The organism is Corynebacterium belfantii, from assembly GCF_041898185.1.
GTDB classification, from domain to species: Bacteria; Actinomycetota; Actinomycetes; order Mycobacteriales; family Mycobacteriaceae; genus Corynebacterium; species Corynebacterium belfantii.
Map to the genome: position 1 here is coordinate 2,100,894 of NZ_CP157823.1, position 23,757 is coordinate 2,124,650.

Below are 23,757 nucleotides of genomic sequence, written 5' to 3' on the forward strand. Positions count from 1 at the left end.
AATTTTTTGTGGGTCGTTTTTGTTATTCCACGTCTTTAAGCTTGTGCGACGTTGCAGCTCCTGCAAGCCCGATGGCTGCTAGGAACAGTAGTGCTGGTTGCGGACCCCAGTGTGCGATAGCACCGGAGATCACGCCGACGATAAGCAAAATCACGCCCATGAGTGTGTTGGCCGCGCCGACGTAGCGGGTGCGTTGATCACCTTCGGCCATATCCACGATGTAGGTTTTGCGCGCCACACGGATTCCGGTGTGGACCACGTTGACTACGAAGAAGCTCAGAGGGAACAGCCACACGTTGAGTGCGCTGGGCGCCCACCAGGAGCACGCTACGATCACCAGAACCACGATGGAACTTGCTAGCGCACCGTAGCTCATTACTGCGCGTGAGGAGTAGTCGGACCACACGCCGGAGATTCGTCCGCCTACCAGCGCCGATAGCCCCGATGCCAGCATGAAGACACCTAGCCCGCCGAGTGAGGCGCCTCCTTGGTTACTCAGTACCACAATGAAGGAAGTAGACAGGGCGCTGACGAGTAAGAAAGCACGCACGATGACAAATAGTCGGAAGTCTTTATTGTGCGCGAATAGCTGCCAGGTGTCACTCCACCAGTTTGTGGCTTGGGTGTGCGTTTGTCCCTCTGGCTCGGTGATCGTGTGAAACACTAGCGCCGCTACGAGCCATGCGAGCGCTGCGAGTACGATGAGTCCCACGATCACGGCTTGGGTGATGTGCTCACGCAGCAGCCACAGCAAGGCTCCCACGATCAAGGCAGCGGCACCGCCGAGCGCGGTCGCCTTACCGGTTACTAGGCCACGCGAGCCTTTGGGTACCACGCGACCTTGTACGTCCTTCGAGGCTATCGACGTCAGCGAGCGCGCCAGCGACAGTCCCGCTAGCAGCACGATCACCGCCACGGCTAACGACGTCCCGTGCAGCAGTGTCGCAGCTACCGCCAATCCTGCAGCTGCTGCCACCTGTCCTACTGCTCCCATGACCCAGATGGTTTTGCGTTGCGGTTTGCGCACTACCCAGGGTGTGAGCGCTGCTTGGGGCAACATTGAGCCGGCTTCTCGCACTGGAACCAACAGTGCAATGAAAAATCCCGACGCGCCTGCTGCGTGTAGCAGCCACGGCAGCATTGTTTTGGCGGCGACGATCTGGTCACCAATGTTTTGCAGTCCATTGGACCAGATGAATTTTCGGGCATTCAGTTTTTGGTTAGCCATAAGTACCCATCCTAGGACTGCGGCGTGGGGCGGGTGCTTTTAGGCAATCGTTTTCTGCTCCTCGAATCCACGACACCGAAAACCCAAGGAACGCCCTTGTGCCTGTCACACACCGTTCTTGGGTTTTCGGTGTCGTGAGTTCGAGGAGACGAGCAGCGCTCCCCTTCCCCGAATGCAAAACCGGCGCCCTGTACAACAGAACACCGGTTAACGCCCTAAGTTTTAGGGCCAGAGTGCCCCCAGCAGGATTCGAACCCGCGACCAATCGGGTAGAAGCCGACTGCTCTAATCCACTGAGCTATGGAGGCATTGCCTGTGGGTAGCTTACTACGGTGTTGGTGGTAGTGAAAACTCGCGGCATCTGCGCCAGAGATATCACAGTATTAATTAGTGCACTGGGGCACAGTGTTGGCTACTCTGGGCGCTATGTCTAATTCTTCTTCTCGTTCTGTCCTTGTCACTCGTTCAGAGTCCGGTGAGATTTCTACTCAGCTAGTTGTGGCAGACGCTTCGCACGTTAATGACGGCGACGTGCTAATTGATATCGCGTTCTCGTCGTTGAATTTCAAGGACGCCATGGCTTTGGAGGGCAACCGTGGTGTTGCTCGCACGTTCCCGCTGGTTCCAGGCATTGATGCCGTGGGTGTTGTTGTGGAGTCGGCTTCGGATCGTTTTGCTGTGGGCGACAAGGTCGTTGCTAATGGTGAGGGCCTGGGTGAGTTCCGCCATGGTGGTTATACCGCTCAGCAGCGGTTGCATTCGGAGGCTACGGTTGCGCTGCCGGCTACGTTTTCGATGCGTCAGGCTGCTGCGATTGGTACGGCAGGTTACACGGCTGCGCTGTGTGTGAATGCGCTGATTAAGCATGATGTGAAGCCAGAGGATGGCCCGATTTTAGTGACGGGCGCTACAGGTGGCGTGGGTTCTATTGCGGTGCATTTGTTGGCGCAGCGCGGGTATTCGATTGTGGCGTCGACAGGCCGTGTGGATGAGCATGGTGATTATTTGCAGGCGTTGGGCGCTGGTGAGGTGATTGATCGTGCCACGTTGAGCGAGAAGTCGAAGCCGTTGCAGAAGGCTGTGTATGCGGGCGTGGTGGATTGTGTTGGTTCGCATACGTTGGTTAATGCGTGTGCGCAGACGATGTGGGGTGGCATTGTTACTGCGTGTGGCCTTGCGCAGGGCCCGGATCTTCCTGGCACGGTGTTGCCGTTTATTTTGCGTGGTGTGTCCTTGGTGGGCGTGGATTCGGTGAATGCACCGTTGGCGTTGCGCGAGGAGGCGTGGGCACTGTTGGCAGAGACTATCGACGTCTCTGTGCTGGAGTCACTTACAACAACTGTGGGTCTTGATGGTGTGATTGAGGCGGGTGCACAGTTGTTGCGCAATGAGCGCCATGGTCGCACTGTAGTGGTTGTTAACCCAGACGCTGAGTAAGTCCGTAGGATGTGGGAGAGTTTTATCTTTCCTACATCCTCGACTTTTTTCGGAGGCATCATGGCTCTTCCTTCCCCATCGGTTCACGCGTTTGCTGTTGTTACGGGCGCTAGTCAAGGTATTGGCCGCGCGATGGCTCGGGATTTAGCCCGGATGGGCCATAATGTGTTGCTGGTTGCTCGGCGCGAGGACGTACTGTGCAAGTTGGCGGATCAGTTGAGGGCTGACCACAGTGTGATGGCTGAGGTGTATCCATGCGATTTGGCTGATGCTGATGATTTGCGCGGTCTTGTTGCGGAGTTGCAGGGCCGTGAGGTGAATATCATTGTGAATTCCGCTGGTATCGCTAGTTTCGGTCCGTTTATGGATCAGGATTGGCAGTATGAGTCGAAGCAGTTTGATTTGAATGCTCGGGCGGTTTTTGAGCTCACTCATGCGGTGTTGCCGGGGATGGTGGCACGGAAGTCGGGAGCGATTTGTAATGTGGGGTCGGCTGCGGGCAATGTGCCGATTCCGAATAATGCGACGTATGTGTTGACTAAGGCGGGGGTGAATGCGTTTACGGAGGCGTTGCATTATGAGCTGCGGAAGTCGGGGGTGGCGTGTACGTTGTTGGCTCCGGGGCCGGTACGTGAGGCTGTGATCCCGGATGCGGAGAAGTCGATTGTGGATCGCGTTGTGCCGGATTTCTTGTGGACGACCTATGAGTCTTGTTCGAAGGAGACGTTGGAGGCGATGGCGTCGAATAGGCGTCGTGTGGTGCCAGGACCGCTGTCGAAGGTGATGAATGCGGTGTCGTTGGTGGCACCTACAGCGGTGTTGGCGCCTGTGATGGGGTGGTTCTACGCCAAGATGGCGTAGAGGGGTAGCGTTATCGACATGGTAGAAACTGTTCACCCGAAAAATGATCGTTTGGTGTGGATTGACCTTGAGATGACAGGCCTTGAGTTGGATCGCCATGTCATTGTGGAGGTTGCTGCGCTTATTACGGATGCGGATCTCAACATTATCGGCGAGGGTGTCGATTTGGTGGTTCATGCTACGCCTGAGCAGTTGGCGGAGATGGATGACTTTGTGACCACGATGCATACGTCGTCTGGCTTGTTGGAGGAGATTAAGGCGTCGACTGTTTCTTTGCAGGAGGCGGAGGATGCGGTGTTGGCGTTGATTGCGCAGCATTGCGATCCGGATCACCGGGCACCTTTGGCGGGTAATTCAATTGCGACGGATCGTTCGTTTATTCGCGCGCAGATGCCACGGCTGGATAAGGCGTTGCATTACCGCATGGTGGATGTGTCTTCACTGAAGGAGTTGTCGCGTCGTTGGGCGCCGCGTGTGTATTTTAATCAGCCTGATAAGGGGATGGCTCATCGCGCGTTGGCGGATATTGTGGAGTCGATTCGCGAGTTGGATTATTACCGTCGCGCGTGGCTTATTAGTGATCCAACTTCTGAAGATGCGGAGGCCGCTAAGGCCGAAGCAATGGCCTCTTACCAGCAGTTTTTGCAATAATCGGTTTGTGGGTTAATATTGTCACCGTTGCCTAAGCAAGCAGCAAATGGTGGCTGTAGTTCAGCTGGTAGAGCACCAGGTTGTGATCCTGGGTGTCGCGGGTTCGAGCCCCGTCAGCCACCCCGATTGAGAACCCTCGGGTCTTTATGATTCGAGGGTTTTCGTTATACTGCCCCAATGATCAATGCCAAGGTTCATGTTGCCGTTCCGACTGCGTTTTATGCGGATGAGTCGTTGAATATTTCCGCCACGTTGGCCCATGCGCGGTATTTGCTGGATCACCAGATTGAGTCGGTGATGTTGTGTGGTTCGACGGGTGAGCAACATAGCCTTGATCTTGATGAGAAGATTGCGCTTGCTCGCGCGGTGGATCGCGCGGAGTGGCCGCAGGGTACGGAGATCATTTTTGGTGTTTCGGCGATTCGGCAAAGTCACGCGGTGTGTTTGGCGCAGGTGGTGGCGCAGTGCGAGCGTATCGACGCCATCTTGGTGGGGTTTCCACCGTATATTCGTCCGACTCAGGACCAGGCGCGTCGTTTTGTTACTGCGATTACTCAGGCGGCTGGTAAACCTGCGATTATTTACAACAATCCAGCGCGCACGGGTTTCGATGCTAGCGCTAGCACTTTGGCACAGTTGTGCTTGCTGCCGGATGTGATCGGTGTGAAGGATCCTGGTGGTGCGCCGAAGTTGGCGGAGGTTTCTCGTGAGATTGCGCCGTTTCGGGCGCGGTACTACGCCGGTGGCGAGTTGGAGCTGCATGCGAAGGTGGCTCATGGGTATACGTATTTGTCGTCTATCGTGGGCAATATTGCACCGGAGGAGACGGTGGCGTGGTTTAACGCGCTGCGTCACGGTGAAGAGTATGAGGGCAGTGCTCGACTGCAGGAGCTTATCGATCAACTCTTTGCCCACCACCCTATTCAGTTCTTGAAGGAAAAAATTTCGGCCCAAGAGGGTATCAACATGGGGTCATGCCGTCTTCCTCTTGGACCGATTGCGGATTGATTAGCCGTTGGCGTTGCCGGCCTTCCACGTTGCCCAGTCGATGTTCCAGTCTCCGAGGCCGTCGTAGCCGTTCAAGGTGCCACCGATGGTGTTTTGCACGCGGACGATGTCGCCTCGTTTGACGTAGTTTTGGAACCACGCGGCGTTGTCGGTGCTCACGTTGATGCAGCCGTGGGAGGTGTTGCTACTTCCCTGTGCCCATACGGACCAGGGTGCTGCGTGGACGTAGATGCCGGAATAGGACATCTGCGTGGCAAATTTCACCTCTGTGCGGTAGCCGCCGTCGTTGTGGGCTAGGCCGTAGGTTTCGGAGTCCATGATCAGCGAGGGGTTTTTGTCGCCGATGGTGTAAATGCCGTTCGGGGTTGGCCACTTGTTGGCTCCCATGGAGACTGGCATGGAGTTGACCTGTTCGCCGTTTTTGTAGATCACCATAGTCTTGGTGGCATCGTCGGCTACGGCCTCAACGCGGTCGCCGATGGCAAAGGCGGCGGAGTTGTCATTGTCGCCGTAGATTCCGTTGCCTAGATCCTTGCCGTAGAGGTCGGCTTTGACGGTTACTTGGGTACCTGGTTCCCAGAAGTGTTCGGGGCGCCAGCGGACCTCGTAGGGGCTGATCCAGAAGAATGCGCCTTCTACAGCTGGCTCGGTGATGATTTTGACGGCGTCTTCAACAGCCTTGCGGTCATTGACCACGTAGTCGAAGCGCAGCGCGATGACTTGGGCTACGCCCACGGTGGCGCCGTCGAGAGGCGCGAGCGAAGCGAAGGCTTGGCCGTCGGGGACCACGGTGGTGAACTCGGTGGTGGTTTTCTCCCCGTTACGGTCGGTGGCCACCACGGTATAGCTACGCGAGTAGCCAAGGGGTTCGGCGGTGCGCCAAGAGCGGGCGTCGGCAGCCATCTCCCCTTCAACGACTTTGCCGTTCTCGTTGGTCATGGTTACGTCAGATAATCCCTCGCCGAGGGATTTCACCACCACGGGGTCCGCAGGGTTTACCTTGGAAGCACCATCCGACACACTAACGACGGGTGCCGGTTTCTTTTCCACAGTCGTCGAGGCCGCCTGTTCTTTTTCTGGTCTTGCCGGATTAATCGTGCATCCCGTTACCCCGAGCGCTAGTCCCGCCACCAGGGCGACCATCCGCACATAACAGCGCTTGCTCACCACTGTCCCTCTTCCCTTATTTACTAAGCCGCTTGACCGCGCATATCCCGCGAAGACAACAGGTTTCCATCCTATGCCCTAGAGCCATAGCCACCTAGGTCACCTGACGCTTTGTTGCTACATCGTTATCGAACAAACCCACCCCGAGCGTTACCAACCACCCCTTTACGCAAACAACAACAAACAAACACCCAAAAATATACCTCTGAACAGGCGATTTTACATATTTCTTATACCGCGTTATATTTATCTCCGTTGCCAACGCAGCCCAGAGGGACCGCAAAGCAAAGAAGCGCCATTAGCTCAATTGGCAGAGCAACTGACTCTTAATCAGTGGGTTCGGGGTTCAAGTCCCTGATGGCGCACAGAAAACCCCATCTAAAACGGTATTTTCAACCGATTGGCTGGGGTTATTTTTTATGCAAGTGTCTAAAAAACGTCCGCATCCCCTTTTGTCCCTTAAGCCGCGTGTCACGGGGAGACACACTTTGTCTATCTGAAGGGTCCTTTTCTGATTCCGATGTTGTGCTCGTATTCGGTTGGGATAGCCTTGTCGTAGAAGGCTGGACGTCCTGTTTCTTGGTCGGCTGCGTTATGGTCTTCGGGTTCTAGATCGGTGACTTAAGCGAGTTGATCTAGTCCACAATTGCACTGCCTGGCGATTGTTAAAGGATCGCCAGGCAGCTGTGTTTGTGGTACATCCACCACTCCAGCATTGTGCGTTGACGTTCCCCGCTTCGACCACCATGCATTCGGGCAAGGACTTTGATCTGGGCATTGATACCGCCTTCGAGGCTGTTTGTTGTCGATGCCCAGTGCGGATCGATGGCCCCGGGTGAGGATTCAAGGTAGATAAATTAAGGATCCTTGCCTAGCGGAGTTGAGCAGGCAGTGATAAGCCTTACGAACTTTGACGTGGGTGTATTCCCATGTTTTTGTTGCAGTTCGACGCTCTTTCGACAGTGGTGTCTTCTCATTGAGAAATGTTTGTAGATCTGGCCGAATTCGTGGAGGTTGACTACCCATTGGGTGGCTTGTTCAGTTGTGGTGATGGCCGTGAGTTTCAAAGCTAGGGCATAGATCGTTTTACCGGCGGTTGTGCGTGGGCGGCTAGTGGTATAACGACGGACAACACGTTGGGCATGAACGAGGCAGCGTTGGATGCGGGGTGGTCGGCCAGCAGGATATAATGGCACTGTAGGTGCCTTGCCCACCACCGAGAACAACACACAACGGTGGAGCTAGTTGGTTCAATAGCTGGGTGTAGGCGTAGGTTGTTTCGCTTTTGACCCAGTACCAGATGATGACGTGAGTGCGTGTAGCTGCTAACAGTATGAAGTGCTCCGGGTTTTGTTCCTAGGCATCTGCCTTGATCTCCATCATTCCCCGATTGGGGTGGCGTTCCCAAAACTCGAGAGTGTCTAATGGTTTGTGTGTAGGTTCCCAACCTGCATAAGAAGATGAACCAGAATGACTAGTGTGGCAGAGGGTGTCAGGTGTTTTGTGTGTGAGGCTCTGATCCAGAAGGAGTTTCACTGATAATGACTACCGTGTCACCGAGGAAAGGTCATGACCCGAACAGGGTCAACGAGATCAGCGCTAAGCTGATGGAAAATCCGGAAATCGCCGAACTGATCGGCGAGTTGTCGACTTCCACCGATGATGCCAGCGACCTGGTCAAAGGTCTTTTGCAGGCATCGATCAACGCTGGTCTGCAGGCTGAAATGGACGCGCATCTGGGATACGCGCACTCTGATCGTACGGCGAAAGCCCAGCTGGGCACCCCGGATGGTGGCAATCACCGCAACGGGTCGTACACCAAAACCGTCAACTCTGGCTACGGCACCTTTGATGTGACTATGCCCCGGGATCGAGCTGGCACGTTTACGCCGCGGATGCTGCCTAAAGGCACCCGCCGTCTGACGGAGCTTGATGACATGATCATCTCCCTGTACGCCGGTGGGATGACCGTGCGCGATATTTGCCACCACCTCGCCACCACCCTCGGGGTGGATATGAGCCCAGATACGATCAGCACCATTACCGACGCGGTGTTAGAAGAGGTCATGATCTGGCAAAACCGCCAGCTCGACGAGTTCTACCCAGTGATCTTCCTCGACGCGCTGCGAGTGAAGATCCGCGATGGCCACCGCGTGGTCAACAAGTCTTGCTACATGGCGGTAGGCGTCGACATGGACGGCATCAAGCACATCCTGGGATTGTGGATCGCAGACAATGAAGGCGCCAGTTTTTGGGCATCCGTGTGCGCTGACCTTGCCAACCGTGGGGTCCAAGACGTGTTCATCGTCTGCTGCGACGGGCTCAAAGGCCTGCCGGAAGCCGTGGAGGCAACCTGGCCGAATTCCATGGTGCAGACCTGTATCGTGCACCTGATCCGGGCGGCCAACAGGTGGGTGTCCTACCAAGACCGCAAACCCGTATCAAGTGCGCTACGGGAGGTCTACACCGCACCGACCGAGGACACCGCCCGCGCCGCCCTGGACGCATTCGAGGCCAGTGAACTGGGCCGTAAATACCCGCAATCGGTCAAAGTCTGGCGCGACGCCTGGGACCGGTTTGTGCCATTTTTGCAGTTCCCGCCTGCGGCACGGCGGGTACTCTACACCACGAATTCGATCGAATCGCTCAATGCTCAACTGCGGAAAGCCACCCGCAACTGGGGGCAATTCCCGAACGATACCGCCGCACTAAAGACACTGTGGCTGATGATCTGCAACATCGAGGACAAGCGCGCTGCCCAGCGAGCGAAGAAAGCCAAGCGCGCCATCGAATGCAACGGCTATATTGAAGGAGCGAAAGCCACCGGGTGGAAACAAGCCATCAACCAACTAGCCGTGGCTTACCCCGACCGATTCGCGGACTACTTGTAAACCAAGCCCCCCGCACACAAACAATCGGACACTCTCGTGTGGCACGACAAGATCCGGCTGATAAAACCAAAATTGATGCGATTGAAAAGAAGCTTCTTGCTAACCCTGACATCGCGAAACTCATTGACAAGCTAGGCACGTCCACCACGGATGCCAACAACCTAGTTCGGGGCATGGTGCAAACCTCGATCACTAGGGGTTTGAACGCTGAGATGGATGCCCACCTTGGCTACGAGTCTGACGACAGGAGTGCTAAAGCTGCTGGGACAAACAATCACCGTAACGGGTCGTATGGGTCTGCTGAGGGTTTGGTTGACGTCTAGCTTGTTTCGCTGGGGCGGGGCAGGGAAGGATGTTGATTATGTCGAAGTTGTATTCAGAGCAGTTCAAAGCTGATGCCGTGGCGTTGGTGGAGTCTGGGGTTGCTCGCCGGCAGGTGTGTGCTGATTTAGGGATCTCGCGTTCCTCGTTGCAAAAATGGATTACTGATGCGAGGTTGCAGGCTCAGGGGATGCAACCGTGTGCTGATCCGGTAGTGGCTAAAGAGATGCGCCAGGCTTTGAAACGGATTCGCGAGTTGGAGATGGAAAACGAAGTGCTACGTGCAGCGGCGGCGTACCTGTCTCAAGAGGTGATTCGCCCAAAAGGGTCTTCCCGACCGTGGAAAAGCTGATCAAGGCAGGTAAGGCGACCGTGACGGTAGCGGCTCGGGTACTGGGGTTTTCCCGCCAAGCGTTTTATAAATGGGCTGCTAAGCCAGTTTCGGACAGGCAAGCCCAAGAAGTAGAACTTATAGACAAGATTCGCCAGATTCACAGTGACGATCCTGAATTTGGTTACCGCCTGATAGCAGACGAGCTCCATGATCAAGGGATAGAGATTTCTGAGCGTCGAGTATGGCGTTTGTGTTCTCATGCTCAGGTGTTCTCGGTGATCGCTAGGCGTAAGTCGCGTGGGAAGAAGTCGGGTGCTCCAGTACATGATGACCTGTTACAGCGTCACTTCCACGCTGATGCGCTCAACGTTGCGTGGGTTACAGATATTACGGAGCATTGGACCAAAGAGGGCAAGCTGTATCTGTGTGCGATCAAAGACCTGTGCTCGCGAAGAATCGTGGGCTATGCGACCGGTGGGCGGATGAAATCACGCCTCGTGGTGGCGGCGCTCGATGATGCGATGAGGAAACGAGGCAATCCCCATGGCGTAATCATTCACTCTGATCGTGGCTCGTAATTTCGTTCTAGAAAATTCCGTGCCGCGCTGAAATCTTACGGCGCGAAGGGATCTATGGGCAGAGTTGGAGCGTGTGGGGATAACGCTGCGATGGAATCTTTCTTCGCTCTTGTACAAAAGAACGTTCTTGATCGTGGCTTTTGGAACAGGCGCCGTGAACTATCTGCCGCGATCACTCACTGGATTGAACGGACATATCACAGGAAAAGACGGCAACGAGCACTGGGTAAATTGACACCAATCGAATACGAAACAATCATGGAACCAGCCGCATCCCTTGCGGCCTAAAAATCAGAAGGAAAACTGTCAACCAAACCCTCAGCAGACCCTATCCCCTATCCAAAGATACGTGGATTCTCACTACGGGCCGGTTACGGTTGATGCGCCTAGGGATCAGGCTGGAGCATTCTTGCCGACTATGATCCCTAAAGGCTCGAGGAGACTGACCGACGTTGATGACATGATCATCAGTTTGTATGCCGGTGGGATGACGATTTAAGGGTATCCAGCATCATATGGCCACTGCGATACCGTGTCGATATTTCCCATGAGACGATCTCCGCAGTCACCGACGCCGTCGGCGAGGCGGTCATGGTCTGGCAAAACCACCAGCTAGACGGATTCTACCCCTGTAGTGTTTCTCGATGCGCTGCGCATTAAAGTCCGCGACGGTGGCCGAGTGGTCAACAAGTCCGTGTACATGGCAATGGGTGTGGGTCTTGACGGTATTTAAGCACATTGTGGGGTTGTGGATTGTCAAAAGAAGAAGGCGCTTCATTTTTGGGCGCAGGTATGTGCCAATCTTTCTAACCGTGGGGTCAAAGACGTTTTTATCGTCTGCTGTGGCGGGTTTAAAGGCCTGCTAGAAGCAGTCGAGGTAACCTGGCCGAACTCTATGGTGCAAACCTGTATCGTGCACCTGATTTGTGTAGCTAACCGGTGGGTAGCCTACGGGGATCGCTGGGGTGTATCGGCCGCGTTGAAAAAAGTTTTACACCGCTGCAGACGAATCCACAGCTCAGGTTGTTGTAGACGATTTTGAAGCCTCTGGATTAGGAGAAAAGTATCCCCGCTCAGTCAGGGTCTGGTGGGGTGTTTGGGCGTGTTTCGTATCGTTTCTGCAGTTCCCGCTAGCAGCTAGGGAGGTCATCTATGACGGCGAATTCGATTGAATCATTCAGCAATGAACTGTGTAAAGCTACCTGTAACAGGGTGCAGTTCACTACCGATGAATCAGCGCTGAAAACGTTGTGGTTGATGATCTGCAGTATTGAAGATAGACGAGTTGTCAAGAGGGTGAAGCAGGGCAAATGCGTTTCAGTGACAGTCGGCAGACTTATGGAAGGAGCCCGGGTTTCCGGTTGGAAACAAGCCATTAACCAAATGGTCGTGGTCTTTCCCGGCCGCTTCGATAAGTACCTATAATCCGACCCCACACACAAACCACTTGACACGCTCTTCACAGATAGCTAGAAGTCTATGCGTTGCTAGAGTGGGCGGCATGAACGCACTACTTATTATCGATACCCACGCAAACTCCCCCGCCCCCGAGGCCACCGAGATCACCCACGCCATCGCCCTACGTCTCGGCCAGCACCGCAGCGACTACACCCACGTCATCGCAGCTCTCCAAGACACTATCGCCGACGAGCTAGCCGGCACCACCTTTGATAATCAATTCTTCAAAGACCCCGCTACCCAGGCTCTATCCGCTTTTGAGCGCACAGATACCACCGGCACCAAACTCGGCGACTGGCTCCGCGCCAACAACATAGAACGCCTCTACGTAGTAGGCCTAGGCACTGAGCTCGGTATTCGTTCCAGCGTATTAGACGCACTCGCCCAAGGCTTTGATGTGCACGTGCACAAAAAGCTGTGCGCTGCCATATCACACGACAATGCCCGCACTGCCTATAACGAAATGGACATGTGCGGGGCATTATTCGAATAAAAACTAGGTGCGCGAATCAAGCACCACGTCGAACTCCAGCAGCTCAGCGCCGGTTGCTACCGGCTTGCTGTGGGGGTTGCCACCATGAACCTGACGGGCATCCCCATCACGCCACGCGACATAGGATTCCTCATCAGCCCACTGGGTAACCACAAAATAGCGGCTCTCACCAGCAGTAGGGCGCAGCAGCTGGAAGCCCTCAAAACCTGGGGCAGAATCCACAACATGCTTGCGAGCCATAAACCGCTCTTCTAGCTGCGTGCCGTGACCCTCTGGAACCGTAATCGCATTGATTTTAATAATGCTCATACAATTTCACCTTAGCGCTGTGCCAGCAGGCGCTGGATTTCTTTGAGTTCCTTGTTCTTCTTACGGCCACGCATCACACCGATAACAACCAAGCCCACCACAGCGGCACCGATACTAATAAGGATCTTTTGTACCTCTGGCTCCTGTACCTTTGCGGTTGCCTGCTTCTTGGCGTCGTCGACAAAGTTCTGTGGCTTGGAGCGGTCCGCGATCTCGTCTAGGGTTCTCGCTAGCTGACGACGAGTACGTTCGATGTCGCGCTGAATGTCGTTAATATCGCGTGCCACGGTAAAACTCCTTGAGGTTTTGTTGAATAGTCCCCCTATACTTTAGCCCCAAATCATTCTTTCGTGTCGAGCGGGTATCCTAGAAACCATGACTGAGAACATTCGTCTTGCCGTCGGCGACACTGCGCCAGGTTTTTCTTTACCCAGCGATGCAGGCACCACCACCAGCCTCAGCGACTACTCCGGTCAGCGCGTACTGGTCTACTTCTACCCACGCGCCAACACCCCAGGCTGTACCAAAGAAGCCTGCGACTTCCGCGACAGCCTCGCCCAGCTCAACGACCTCGGTATCGCCGTCGTGGGCATCTCCCCTGACAAGGTAGACAAGCTCGCCGCCTTCCGCGACGACCACAACCTCACCTTCCCCTTGCTTTCCGACACCACCAAGGAAGTCATGACCGCCTACGGTGCTTTTGGTGAGAAGAAAAACTACGGCAAAATTGTTCAAGGAGTGATCCGCTCCACCTTTGTGATCGGTGCCGACGGTCGCATCGAACTCTCCCTCTACAATGTGCGCGCCACCGGACACGTGGCCCGCGTGGTTAAAGAACTGACCAAGTAAATGTCTACGCCGGATTCCGCCAACCAGATCCTCCTGCCGCGCAGGCGGCCAGCCCAGCAGCGCAGTCGCGAAAAATTCGACCGAATCCTCGCTGCCGCCCGCGTTGTGCTCGTTGACGTTGGCTTCGAGTCCTTCACCTTCGACGAAGTTGCCAAACGCGCCGAAGTACCCATCGGCACCATCTACCAGTACTTTGCCAACAAGTACGTGATGATCTGCGAACTCGACCGCCACGACACCGCCGCCTCCATCGCAGAAATCCAGCGATTCTCCCAACAAGTCCCAGCTCTACAATGGCCAGACTTCCTCAACGAGTTCATCGACCACCTCTCGGTGATGTGGCGCGCGGATCCGTCGAGACGCAGCGTATGGCACGCGATCCAATCCACCCCAGCGACCCGCGCCACCGCCGCCGCCACTGAACAACCCATGCTCGACATCATCGGCGACGTCATGCGCCCCCTAGCGCCACGCACCACCCCAGAACAGCGCCTCGAAATCGCAAGCCTGCTCGTCCACACCGTATCCTCGCTGCTCAACTACGCCGTGCACGACCCCACCTCCAGCGACGAGGTCTTTGAATCCCGCGTAGCCGAAATCAAACGGATGATCGTGGCCTATCTCTTCGCCGTCGCCACTGCTTAGCCCAGCACGCACTGCGCCATGGCGTAATCCCCGTCATGGCTGATACTCACCTGCGCGCGCTCAATACCGCAGGCACGCGCCACCTCTCCACGCGGCACCACCAGCACCCGCCCCCACGCGTCCGGCTGCACCTCAATCTCAGCCCAATCGACGTGCTCCATTACAGGCGGATTGCCATACAGCGACTGAGACCAAGCCTTAACAAAAGCCTCTTTAGCAGCCCACCGCCCCGCCAAATGCTCGGCACGCCGCCGCCCCTGATAGCGTGCCGCAACACGTAACTCCTGGGTCGAAAACACCTGATCAAACTGCGTACCAGGCTGAGCTAATTGCTGCGCAAAAGAGGGAATGCACACGATGTCGGTTCCAATAACAATCATGCGCATTCCCTCATTTCACTTTTATGATCCAGCTTTAAGATACTGGATCAACCACATACACACCGTCAACCAAGCGGGCGGAATCATTCAGCAGCACCGCTGCCTCTAGTTCCTTGCCACCATTGCCAAGGTTGCGATCCACCGGACGCTGGTACATGGTGGCCTTGCCCATCATCGCCTTGAGCAGATGACGCTGGCCGCTTTCCTCCTTGGCGTGGGCGGCCTTCTGCCACTGCTGCGCGCTACCGCGCTCAGCAACCAAAGCCTCCAGAAACGCCTGCGGGTGCACAATCGCAATAATCGCAGACACGTGACCAAAGCCCAGCGAGGTGACCAAACCAGCCTTGGCGGCAGTTCCTAGCTGCATAGCGCTGCGCAACCACACCAAGTGCTTGTGCTCACGCAACACCGGATCCACACAATCGAGTGCTAGGTTGCCAGGGACTACACCGCTGCGCAGCACTTGGGTAAGCCCGATCATCTGGAAGGCAGCAGCGCCACCCTTGGCATGGCCAGTCAGCGACTTCTGCGACACCACAAACATGGGATTGCCCTTGGTACGGCCCAATGCCTTGGCAAGACGCTCATGCAGATCCGACTCGTTCGGATCATTCGCAGTGGTGGAGGTGTCGTGCTTAGACAACACCGTGATGTCATCCGCAGTCACACCCACCGCTGCCAACTGGTGAGCCAAGCGGGAATCCTTGCCACCGCGTGCCGCACCCAACGCCCCCAGACCGGGCGCGGGGATCGACATATGTGCACCATCAGCGAAGGACTCTGCAAAACCAATCACACCGTGAACCGGTAGACCCAAATCTGCGGCAAGCGAGCCACGCGCCAACAGCACGGTGCCACCACCAGCAGCTTCTACGAACCCGCCACGACGGCGGTCATTCGCACGCGAGAAGAAACGATCCTCAATGCCCTTGGCAGCCATTTCTGCAGAATCCGCCGTAGCCGCCATGTCACCGAAGCCAGTAATGCCCTCGATCGACAGATCGTCAAAACCGCCGGCGACCACAAAGTCGGACTTGCCCAGCTTGATCTTGTCCACGCCCTCTTCCACCGACACCGCAGCTGTAGCACATGCGGCAACCGGGTGGATCATCTGGCCGTAGCCACCAACATAAGACTGCATCACGTGCGCAGCCATCACGTTCGGCAGTGCTTCCTGTAGGATGTCGTTCTGGCGTGGCTCGGCAAGCAGGCCGTCCACATAGAGCGAACGCATGGACTCCATGCCACCAAGGCCGGTGCCCTGGGTGGAAGAAACACGAGCTGGGTGGATCGCAGCCAGCAGCTCAGCTGGGCTAAATCCGGAGCTTAAGAACGCATCCACCGTGCACACGAGGTTCCACAGTGCCACGCGGTCCAAGTTATCCACCATGTCGGCTGGGATTCCGTAAACTGAAGGATCAAATCCTTCTGGAATCTGGCCGCCCACAAACCGGCTCATCGCCATACGACGCGGCACGCGTACCGCAGAACCTGCCTTGCGGGTAACAATCCACTCCCCAGTTTCTGGGTTTTGTGCCACCGTGGTCAGCTCTGGCTCGGACTCCAAGAATGTCTTGGCAACGGCTTTATCGGTCACCACAAAGCTGATGTCTTGATCTAGGTAGATCGTTGTCAGCTCTGGGGCCAGGTTATCCACCATGCCAAAGTCGTCGTGGTAGCGGCGCACGCCCACGCGAGCTAGCACCTCATCGTGGAAACGGTCAAAGATGTCTTCTTCTGCAATCGCTTGGTCGTCAGCGTCGTACCAGCCAGGGGTTGGGTCCTCATCCCAATGGATCAGTCCCATGGTCCACGCCAGTTCAAGCACACCAGCGGCGTTCAAGTCGCCGGTGGTTTCTGCCTCAAAGCGGGTGCGTGAGGAACCATAAGGCCCAAGCTCTGCAGCGCCAACGATCACGACCATGTCATCGAGCTTCTGCGAGACTTGTCCCGCAAAATCCGGTGCTGGGGCTGCCAGCTGGTGAGGTAGCGACGGCAACGCCTTGAGTGTCGTACCAGACTCGGTGTTATCGCCCTCTGCCTGCGGCATTGTGGCATTGCGTGCCAACTCCGCAAGATCAAGGTCAGCCGTGCCCAAACCACCGGTGTAATCCACCTGGACTGGGGCAATCGCGGCACGTTGGCGAACCTCAGGCTCCACTTGCGCTACCAGCACCTTAGCGATCTCCTCGGTGGAGTAGGTGGTCACACCAGCAGCCTCAACCGCTGCCACGAGCGGATCATTGCCACCCATCAAACCGGTGCCACGCACCCAACCGATCAAGATATGCACCAGCGAGGTATCAAACTTCCACGCATTTTCTGCGCTCCAGCGGTTGACCAGCGCATCCAGTGCGGCCTTGGCCTCACCGTAAGCACCATCGCCACCAAAGCGGCCACGGTTAGGAGAACCTGGCAACACCACGTGCAGGCGCTCGCCCACATGGGTGTTCACACCAATCTTGGACAGCCCAGCGATGAGCTTTTCTACCGACCACAACAGCAAGCGCATCTGCATTTCCGTCTGGTGGCTGGTATCTGCCAGTGAACCGCTCACGCGCGGTGCCGCGAATGGGAACAGCACGGTAGGAACCAGAGCTGGCTTAATCAGCACACTGCTGCCGTTAACTGTGGCGGTTTGTTCCGTACCAATCCACTCGATCAACGCATCGAGATCCGCAAACGAGGACAAGTTTGCAGGTACGATCCACAGCGCAGCATTGCCACGCGCAGCCGAACGATACAGGTCCTTATAAAACGCCAGTCGAGAATGGTTCAGGCTAGAGGTAGTGACCACCACGGTGGCACCTTCTGCCAGCAGCTCAGCCGTCACCGAGGCAGCAATCGAACGCGGCGAAGCACCCGTGACCACCGCAATATCATCCGTATAGCGCAGCGGCGTGGTATCGCGCGCCTGACGTGCCAGCTCATCAAAGCCCCAGTACTCAGCCTGGGCAGCAACGGCCTCGCCAAGACCAGTCACATCAATCTCAGGGGCGTTACCCGACACTGCGGCGCGCGCAATATCTTCACGAGCGCTGGCCCAACGGTCGTCGAGAAGCACCGCCTTGGTCGCATCAAACGCTGGGGCAACCTGGCGTGGCCAGTCCGAACCCAACTCCTGCGACACCAGATCAAACAAGGCCGCATCCGCGTCCGCCTCATCCAAGGAATCCACACCAGAAGAAGCCGACAAGCCCAAGGAGCTCAAAATCGTACGCGCGGTAGTAGCCAACACACCCTGCTCGCCAGTAACGCGCTCCGCGAACTCACCCAGCGCCGCCGAATCCACCACGGATCCGCCCGCACCACCGGCACTTGGCAACGCCACCGAAATGCCACGCGCCTGAGCAACCGACTGCACCGCAGCATCGATCAATTGATCCAGCTCAGCAGTATTCGAAGGCGACGCAGGGCTCAACGTTGCCAAGTCTCCGCCGCGTAACGACGCCCCCTCGCGCGCACCCAACACCACAGCAGCGGTCACGTGATCGATCCAACCAGCACCAAGCTCCCACGCGTTAGCCACGCGCTCCGAAACATAATTAGGGCGCCTACCCGTAGGGCCGGTGAGACGTCGTAACGCATCATTAATCGCATCGCCGAGCACCGGACCAAACGCCTGGTAGCCCTTCGCCATCCGCGACACCGTGGACTTCAACTCCGTAAGCTCCGCGTCAGCAGCGCCATCAATAGCGCCCAAACCGAACTCCACGCCCAGATCCAACAACAACTGGTTACGACGCGAAGACACACCCTCCACCAGCGTCTCAATCGAATCCGTAGCACCCATCTGATCAGGGCGAACCTTAGTCCACAACGCAATCAACATCTCAGTCGCATCCGCAGACGAGAAATCAATATCATCCGGACGCTGCGTCGGCGCAGCTACCACCGGAGCCTCTGTCGGAGTCGCAGCCGTCGGCGCAGACACCACCTCAGGCTCCGCAACAACCTCAACCTCAAGGGCCTCGCGCACCAACTCATCGGTAGCAAAGACCACAGGACGATCACGTTCAACATTCAAAACCTCAAGGTGAGCACCCGCATACTGCGGTAACGCCAACGTCTGACCCAGCATGTTCGCAAGCGTTGGCGAGGAACCCACGCCGACCTCCACAAAGCGATCCACATCGCCGCGGATAATCAAATCCTGGGTTTCAATCCAACGCACCGGCGACGCAAACTGCCACGCCAACAGCTCAACCAACAAGGTACGAGCCAAGCGAACCTCATCGCGGATCTCCTCATCAAAGTTCTCCAACGCAGCGCGCAAAATCGGAGCGTCTACAACCTCAAGCATCGCCTGAATAAACTCGCGAGTCACCTCGAACGGACGCGCCACCAGGTTCGGAATATAGCGGCCCACCAGCGTGCTCAAATCAATCTCAGCGGGGATCAGCGAGTCCAAGTGCTCACGGAACGCGCCCACACCATCCAACAAATGCGTGGAGTGGAACGGCACATCAATACCAGGGATTTGGATAAAGGCACGCTTGCCCGGCGCGCGGGTTTCCGCATCCGCAGCCAAGGCACGCAGGCCTTTCGACGTTCCCGCCACCGCGTACTGCTTGCCTGCAATGTTGTAGTTCACGATCTCCAAGAACTCGCCACTTGCTTGGGCGACCTGGGCTACGTAATCAAAGACTTCTGCTTCTCTGAGCCCCATCTTGTCGGGGCGAAGAGCTGCTAGACCGTAGTTGGAGTTGCCTTCGGCGTCGCGCTCCACAAGGCGATGCATGGTCAATCCGCGCTGGTAGACGATCTCCACCACGTTTTCGAGCGAAAGAACCTCAGCATAGGCGGCCAATGCGTTGTACTCGCCCACCGAGTGACCGGCAAACAGTGCTCGCTGGTTAAGGGCCTTCGCCTCTTTCATCTCAGCGATCTGAGCAACGCCGAGGGTAGCCATGGCCACCTGGGTGAACTGGGTAAGGAACAACACGCCCTTGGGGTGCTGGAATGTCTCCCCAGCAACGCGAACCTCTTCGGGGTTGTTCTTCACGATCTCCACAATGGAGAATCCCAAATTCTCACGGGTGTGTTTATCGGCACGCTCCCACACCGCACGCGCTGCGGCAGAACGAGCAAACCCATCCATGCCCATGCCTAGGTGCTGAATCCCCTGCCCTGGGAAACCATAGAACGTGGTCGGTGCCGCCATCACTGCGGTAGCAGTAAGAACCACGGTGCCCTCAACTGTTGCCGTGACCTCGCGCACCTCGCCAGCACCTGGGCGGCTATCTACGCCGCTGCGCTCGACAACAAATTCCACCTGCTGGCCAGGTAGTACCGGCGCCAGCATGGTCGCGGTGTATTCGATCACGATGCTGCCGTCTTCGCTAGCTGCAAGCTCCGCCATGGCAGAAGTCCACATGCCGTGCACGATCACACCATCGTTCATACCTGCCAGTTGAGCGGCAACGTCAGAGACGTGTAGTGGGTTGCGATCCCCCGACACCATGGCAAATGGCAGCATCGATGCCGGTGCGGTCACCGTCTTGTTACCACGGAACGAGCGCGGAGTATCCACCACGGTGGGCAGCGCGGACGTATTCGTGCGTGCCACAGCAGAACCATGGCGGCCGCGAATAGCCATGCGCTCGCTGAGCTTTGCCACCAGCTGCGTGCCGACGAACATCTCCGCGCGCACGATCACGATACGACCAATGGTGGTGTCGCTCACATCTTCCGCACGGGCGGTCACGTCAATATCAATCGGCTGCTCGCTGGCACAGATCTGCGCAAACAGGTCGTGGTCGACCACCGTAATGTGGTGCTCCAAGTGCACCAGCGACAACATACCCTCGATCACGGAATCATCCGTGCCAGGAATCTTCGCCTGTGTTACAGCCGCAAAAATCGCAGGCCATGCCTTACCCACCAGAATGTCCGGTGCCGGACCAGAACCTGTCACCTGCTCGTAGTCCGCAACATGACCGCGGTCAATGGTGGTCGTCGAGGTCACCTTATCGCCTGTGACCTCACCAAGGTTGCCACCAGCAGCAATACGCGTCAGCTCACCCATGGCCTCCTCAGCATCAGCAGTAGTCACCCCTGGGACCTGGCCTGGCTTAGCTGGTGCCGTAATACAAATCGGCAACACCGCATGCGTACCAGGAGCAGTAGAGCCCTCCAGCACCACATTCAACAGCGCATGATCCTCATCCAACTCCACCAAGGTGGCACCACTGGGATGCGTAGCACGCTTCTGATCCTCGGAAACCTCCCACTGCTCAGAGGCGCCCACACGCTGCACAATGTTGCTCTCATGACGGCCAGCCCAGTACGTGCCGCTCGCCGCAAGCACGCGAGAAACCACACGCACAGAGTTCTCGCAGACCTGCTCGCCGGAAAGACGCGCCACGATGGCTGCGTCGAAACGCGCCAAAAGATCCGCAACCGGCTCATCCACACGATCAATGCCCGCAACCGCAGCAATACCAGGAATAATAGCCACCTGATCAGCGCTATAACGCTCATCCTGCGACTGCCACAAGGAATCCGAACGCCACCAGCGACGAATATCCTTATCAATCACCGGCACAAAGTTCACCGGCTTGCCAGGGGTGCGCGCAAGCTCCAAGAACCATGCCGCATCCGCAGGGTGCACCACCTGATCGATCAGCGGATAAGCTTTAGCCAACGCCTTAACCGCCGCGTGTGGATCCTCATCCACACTCAACTCCACGCTGGCTACAAAACTGCCATGATCCTGCTGCGCCAACCGCGCCTCCGCACGATGCAGCATCTGCACGAAACGGCCATGCCAGCTCACATCAGTCCACGCACTCTGGTAAGGGCCAGAAAGCTCAAGGTAACGCTCCAACCACGCGCGGTACGTCATCTGGTCGAGGTCGCCAAAAAATGGCTTCGCCGTCTTATCAATCGCCGCGATGATCTCCTCACGACGCTCCGCCACCGCATCCGCATCGCCAGCAACCTCATCCAACAACCGGCCAGCCTTGGCAAAAGAATTATCAATCTCATGAATATCCGCGCCCAGCTGCGAACGCCCTGACGCCATACCATTAACAGCGCCACCAGCAGGAACCCAATCCTGAGAACCCTTGGTATCCACCAACATCTGCTTGACAGCAGCAGACGTCTTCGCTTCCTTCGTTGCCATGGCCGCAGTACCCACCAAGATGCCGTCGACAGGCATAGCCGGCAGATCATACGCCAGCGCCCACTGACCCGTGAGATAATCCGCAGCGCGCTCCGGCGTACCAATACCGCCACCCACACACAGCACCGTATTATCCAACGCACGGATCTGCGCATACGTAGCGATCAGCAGCTCATCAAGTTCCTCCCACGAATGGTGGCCACCAGCCTTACCACCCTCAACCTGGATAATCACCGGAATCTTAGGGATCTCACGAGCAATAGCCAACACCTTGGTCACATGCTTGACCGCACCAGGCTTAAACGCCACCCACGGGAAACCAGAATCGCGCAACTCACGCACCAGCTCCACAGCCTCATCGTGTTCTGGAATACCCGCAGTAATCACAATGCCGTTAATCGGAGCACCATGGGCACGAGCCTTGGGCACAAGGCGCTTACCGCCCACCTGCATCTTCCACAGGTACGGGTCCAAGAACATAGAATTAAACTGCGCATTCATACCAGGCTCAAGCAGCTGCGTTAGTCGCTCAATGTTGCCCTCCAGAATCTCTGGGGTGACCTGGCCGCCACCAGCAAGCTCAGCCCAGTGGCCAGCATTAGCCGCTGCCGCCACGATCTCAGGATCCACGGTGGTAGGCGTCATGCCCGCCAACAGCATGGGGCTAAGACCAGTCAGCTGCGTGAACTTGGTGGACACCGCCACCTCACCGTTACGACGCACCAACCGTGGCGCAAACTTTTCAAAAGAAACCGGCAGCTCAGGAGCCGCACCCGCATCAAACAACGCCGCCTGGCCCTCGTTGCCACACACAGCAAACGACGCCACCTGCTGTCCCACCACAGCCTGCTGCGTCAACGACACCACGCCACCGTTCGGGCCGACGTCGAAAAGCCACTGCGCACCCGCAGCCGTAGCCTGCGCAACCTCACGCGGCCAATCCACAGGAGTCACAATCACAGCCTGCGCCGCCTCACGAGCACGCTCAGAATCAATGCCACACGCAGCTGCCATCTCCACGACCACATCAACCGCAGGAGCCATCGCAGAATGATGGAACGCCACCTCAACATCCAAAGGCTTGACCACAGGCTCAAACGCGCGACCGCCACGCAGCTTATTCTCAACCTCGCGGGCACTCGCCGCAGCCTGCGACTGCAGAACCTCGATCACCTTCTGGTTATCCGCAGGCGTACCAACCAGCACAAAAGTGGAACGCGCATTGCGCAGACCAATCTCCGAAGCCACACCCGCAGCAGCGATTGCAGCCTCAAGCTGTTGCTGGGTTACGCCCTCGATCGACACCATAGGACGATCCTCGTCTGATACCACCATGTGAGTGATCCGGCCCTGACGCGCAATCGCAGCACCAATGAGCTGGGAAATCGCAAGGACCTCCGCCGCACGAGTCAGATCCGCATGCGCCATCACACCCAAAATGCCCTGTGAATGCCCAATGCTGGCCACAGCCTTATCCAGATCCAAGCCCTGCTTTTCCAGCTGATCCAACGTTGCCAGCTGTGCGGCCACAATGCCTGGCACGCTTAACGACGCCGACTGCGTATCCAATGCCAGCGACTCCGAACGAGCCCACTCGATCGGCTTGAATCCCTGCGGCTGCCACGGAGCCAAGTACCTTCCGGCAGGCTTGAGGATCTCAGCGGCCTCGTCGATAATCGGGGCGAGAGTGCGTGCTGCGCCCTGTTCAACAGAGGTACGCAACGTTTCCAACCAATCGAAACCCTGGCCAGAAAACACCAAGGCGAAGGGTTGCTCGTCGAGGTTGTCGATCAACCTAGAGGCGGCCGCATGGCTGGTAAAGATGCTGTGTTCAGTCACCTGATTGTCTCTCCTGTAATTACGGACCATCATGAAGAAGGTTCTGCCTTAAAAACTTTTGCCAGACTAATATGCCACAAAATATGAGGAAACTGTCATCTTTTTCAGGGCAGGTTGGACCGGGATGGCCCGCCACATACCCCCCCTACCTCGATGGTAAAGTTTTGCCCGCAAACCTT

15 protein-coding genes, 3 tRNA genes and 4 pseudogenes are annotated in these 23,757 nt (G+C 56.8%); 14 read left to right on the forward strand and 8 right to left on the reverse strand.

The window, feature by feature from the left end:
- Positions 1-22 precede the first annotated feature (22 nt).
- Both ABMV07_RS10450 and ABMV07_RS10455 read right to left on the reverse strand, forming a co-directional pair.
- Positions 23-1,228 (reverse strand): MFS transporter, encoded by a 1,206-nt coding sequence (locus tag ABMV07_RS10450; protein ID WP_196977499.1) that lies wholly within the window; start codon positions 1,226-1,228, stop codon positions 23-25.
- A 234-nt stretch (positions 1,229-1,462) separates the two neighbouring features.
- Positions 1,463-1,536, reverse strand: a tRNA-Arg gene (locus ABMV07_RS10455).
- A gap of 97 nt (positions 1,537-1,633) precedes the next feature.
- Between ABMV07_RS10455 and ABMV07_RS10460 the strand changes: the two genes are divergently transcribed.
- The 5 genes from ABMV07_RS10460 (at position 1,634) to ABMV07_RS10480 (ending at position 5,185) form a co-directional block, all read left to right on the forward strand.
- On the forward strand, positions 1,634-2,665 hold the full coding sequence (locus ABMV07_RS10460; RefSeq protein WP_088267003.1) for an MDR family oxidoreductase: 1,032 nt from the start codon (positions 1,634-1,636) through the stop codon (positions 2,663-2,665).
- A gap of 60 nt (positions 2,666-2,725) precedes the next feature.
- Positions 2,726-3,526 carry a mycolate reductase gene (cmrA, locus tag ABMV07_RS10465; RefSeq protein WP_088267002.1) on the forward strand — a complete coding sequence of 267 codons (801 nt, stop codon included), beginning with the start codon at positions 2,726-2,728 and terminating at the stop codon, positions 3,524-3,526.
- An 18-nt stretch (positions 3,527-3,544) separates the two neighbouring features.
- Complete coding sequence (orn, locus tag ABMV07_RS10470; RefSeq protein ID WP_374064591.1) at positions 3,545-4,177, forward strand: oligoribonuclease; 633 nt, start codon at positions 3,545-3,547, stop codon at positions 4,175-4,177.
- A 49-nt stretch (positions 4,178-4,226) separates the two neighbouring features.
- Positions 4,227-4,299 (forward strand) — tRNA-His (locus tag ABMV07_RS10475).
- 55 nt (positions 4,300-4,354) lie between these two features.
- Positions 4,355-5,185, forward strand: a complete 831-nt coding sequence (locus ABMV07_RS10480) for a dihydrodipicolinate synthase family protein (protein ID WP_088267000.1) — start codon at positions 4,355-4,357, stop codon at positions 5,183-5,185.
- On the opposite strand, the gene ABMV07_RS10485 is transcribed toward ABMV07_RS10480, so the two are convergent.
- A complete protein-coding gene (locus ABMV07_RS10485; RefSeq protein ID WP_197691212.1) occupies positions 5,186-6,328 on the reverse strand; it encodes an Ig-like domain-containing protein in 1,143 nt (380 codons plus the stop codon).
- 316 nt (positions 6,329-6,644) lie between these two features.
- On the opposite strand from ABMV07_RS10485, the gene ABMV07_RS10490 reads away from it, so the two are divergent.
- Positions 6,645-6,717 (forward strand) — tRNA-Lys (locus tag ABMV07_RS10490).
- Positions 6,718-6,844: 127 nt separating this feature from the next.
- On the opposite strand, the pseudogene ABMV07_RS10495 reads toward ABMV07_RS10490, so the two are convergent.
- Positions 6,845-7,687 (reverse strand): annotated as a pseudogene (locus ABMV07_RS10495) (IS1249 family transposase); the annotation flags it as partial.
- A 206-nt stretch (positions 7,688-7,893) separates the two neighbouring features.
- On the opposite strand from ABMV07_RS10495, the gene ABMV07_RS10500 reads away from it, so the two are divergent.
- The 6 genes and pseudogenes from ABMV07_RS10500 (at position 7,894) to ABMV07_RS10525 (ending at position 12,427) form a co-directional block, all read left to right on the forward strand.
- Entirely contained in the window at positions 7,894-9,243 is a 1,350-nt protein-coding gene (locus tag ABMV07_RS10500) for an IS256-like element IS1132 family transposase (RefSeq protein ID WP_374064592.1), read from the forward strand.
- Between the two features lie 38 nt (positions 9,244-9,281).
- Positions 9,282-9,563 (forward strand): annotated as a pseudogene (locus ABMV07_RS10505) (transposase); the annotation flags it as partial.
- Between the two features lie 41 nt (positions 9,564-9,604).
- Positions 9,605-10,764: pseudogene (locus ABMV07_RS10510) on the forward strand (IS3 family transposase).
- A 61-nt stretch (positions 10,765-10,825) separates the two neighbouring features.
- A complete protein-coding gene (locus ABMV07_RS10515; protein ID WP_196977501.1) occupies positions 10,826-10,975 on the forward strand; it encodes a transposase in 150 nt (49 codons plus the stop codon).
- 180 nt (positions 10,976-11,155) lie between these two features.
- Positions 11,156-11,518, forward strand: a pseudogene (locus ABMV07_RS10520) (transposase).
- A 459-nt stretch (positions 11,519-11,977) separates the two neighbouring features.
- On the forward strand, positions 11,978-12,427 hold the full coding sequence (locus ABMV07_RS10525) for a cysteine hydrolase family protein (RefSeq protein ID WP_088266998.1): 450 nt from the start codon (positions 11,978-11,980) through the stop codon (positions 12,425-12,427).
- Positions 12,428-12,430: 3 nt separating this feature from the next.
- On the opposite strand, the gene ABMV07_RS10530 is transcribed toward ABMV07_RS10525, so the two are convergent.
- Positions 12,431-12,736 (reverse strand): antibiotic biosynthesis monooxygenase family protein, encoded by a 306-nt coding sequence (locus ABMV07_RS10530; protein WP_196977494.1) that lies wholly within the window; start codon positions 12,734-12,736, stop codon positions 12,431-12,433.
- An 11-nt stretch (positions 12,737-12,747) separates the two neighbouring features.
- Positions 12,748-13,023 (reverse strand): DUF3618 domain-containing protein, encoded by a 276-nt coding sequence (locus ABMV07_RS10535; protein WP_088266996.1) that lies wholly within the window; start codon positions 13,021-13,023, stop codon positions 12,748-12,750.
- 88 nt (positions 13,024-13,111) lie between these two features.
- Between ABMV07_RS10535 and bcp the strand changes: the two genes are divergently transcribed.
- Positions 13,112-13,585: a thioredoxin-dependent thiol peroxidase gene (gene bcp / locus ABMV07_RS10540; RefSeq protein ID WP_088266995.1), complete on the forward strand. Its 474-nt coding sequence runs from the start codon at positions 13,112-13,114 to the stop codon at positions 13,583-13,585.
- Positions 13,586-14,230: a TetR/AcrR family transcriptional regulator gene (locus ABMV07_RS10545; protein WP_088266994.1), complete on the forward strand. Its 645-nt coding sequence runs from the start codon at positions 13,586-13,588 to the stop codon at positions 14,228-14,230.
- On the opposite strand, the gene ABMV07_RS10550 is transcribed toward ABMV07_RS10545, so the two are convergent.
- Positions 14,227-14,610: a holo-ACP synthase gene (locus ABMV07_RS10550; protein ID WP_088267005.1), complete on the reverse strand. Its 384-nt coding sequence runs from the start codon at positions 14,608-14,610 to the stop codon at positions 14,227-14,229. The genes ABMV07_RS10545 and ABMV07_RS10550 overlap by 4 nt on opposite strands.
- Before the next feature lie 34 nt (positions 14,611-14,644).
- Positions 14,645-23,578 carry a fatty acid synthase subunit beta domain-containing protein gene (locus ABMV07_RS10555; RefSeq protein ID WP_374064593.1) on the reverse strand — a complete coding sequence of 2,978 codons (8,934 nt, stop codon included), beginning with the start codon at positions 23,576-23,578 and terminating at the stop codon, positions 14,645-14,647.
- Between the last annotated feature and the right edge of the window lie 179 nt (positions 23,579-23,757).

What these genes read in the sequence shown, in the direction of transcription:
- ABMV07_RS10450 (WP_196977499.1), bottom strand. Translation starts at nt 1,228, where the DNA reads ATGGCTAACCAAAAACTGAATGCCCGAAAATTCATCTGGTCCAATGGA.
- cmrA (WP_088267002.1), top strand. Translation starts at nt 2,726, where the DNA reads ATGGCTCTTCCTTCCCCATCGGTTCACGCGTTTGCTGTTGTTACGGGC.
- orn (WP_374064591.1), top strand. Translation starts at nt 3,545, where the DNA reads ATGGTAGAAACTGTTCACCCGAAAAATGATCGTTTGGTGTGGATTGAC.
- ABMV07_RS10480 (WP_088267000.1), top strand. Translation starts at nt 4,355, where the DNA reads ATGATCAATGCCAAGGTTCATGTTGCCGTTCCGACTGCGTTTTATGCG.
- ABMV07_RS10485 (WP_197691212.1), bottom strand. Translation starts at nt 6,328, where the DNA reads ATGGTCGCCCTGGTGGCGGGACTAGCGCTCGGGGTAACGGGATGCACG.
- ABMV07_RS10500 (WP_374064592.1), top strand. Translation starts at nt 7,894, where the DNA reads ATGACTACCGTGTCACCGAGGAAAGGTCATGACCCGAACAGGGTCAAC.
- ABMV07_RS10525 (WP_088266998.1), top strand. Translation starts at nt 11,978, where the DNA reads ATGAACGCACTACTTATTATCGATACCCACGCAAACTCCCCCGCCCCC.
- ABMV07_RS10530 (WP_196977494.1), bottom strand. Translation starts at nt 12,736, where the DNA reads ATGAGCATTATTAAAATCAATGCGATTACGGTTCCAGAGGGTCACGGC.
- bcp (WP_088266995.1), top strand. Translation starts at nt 13,112, where the DNA reads ATGACTGAGAACATTCGTCTTGCCGTCGGCGACACTGCGCCAGGTTTT.
- ABMV07_RS10545 (WP_088266994.1), top strand. Translation starts at nt 13,586, where the DNA reads ATGTCTACGCCGGATTCCGCCAACCAGATCCTCCTGCCGCGCAGGCGG.
- ABMV07_RS10550 (WP_088267005.1), bottom strand. Translation starts at nt 14,610, where the DNA reads ATGATTGTTATTGGAACCGACATCGTGTGCATTCCCTCTTTTGCGCAG.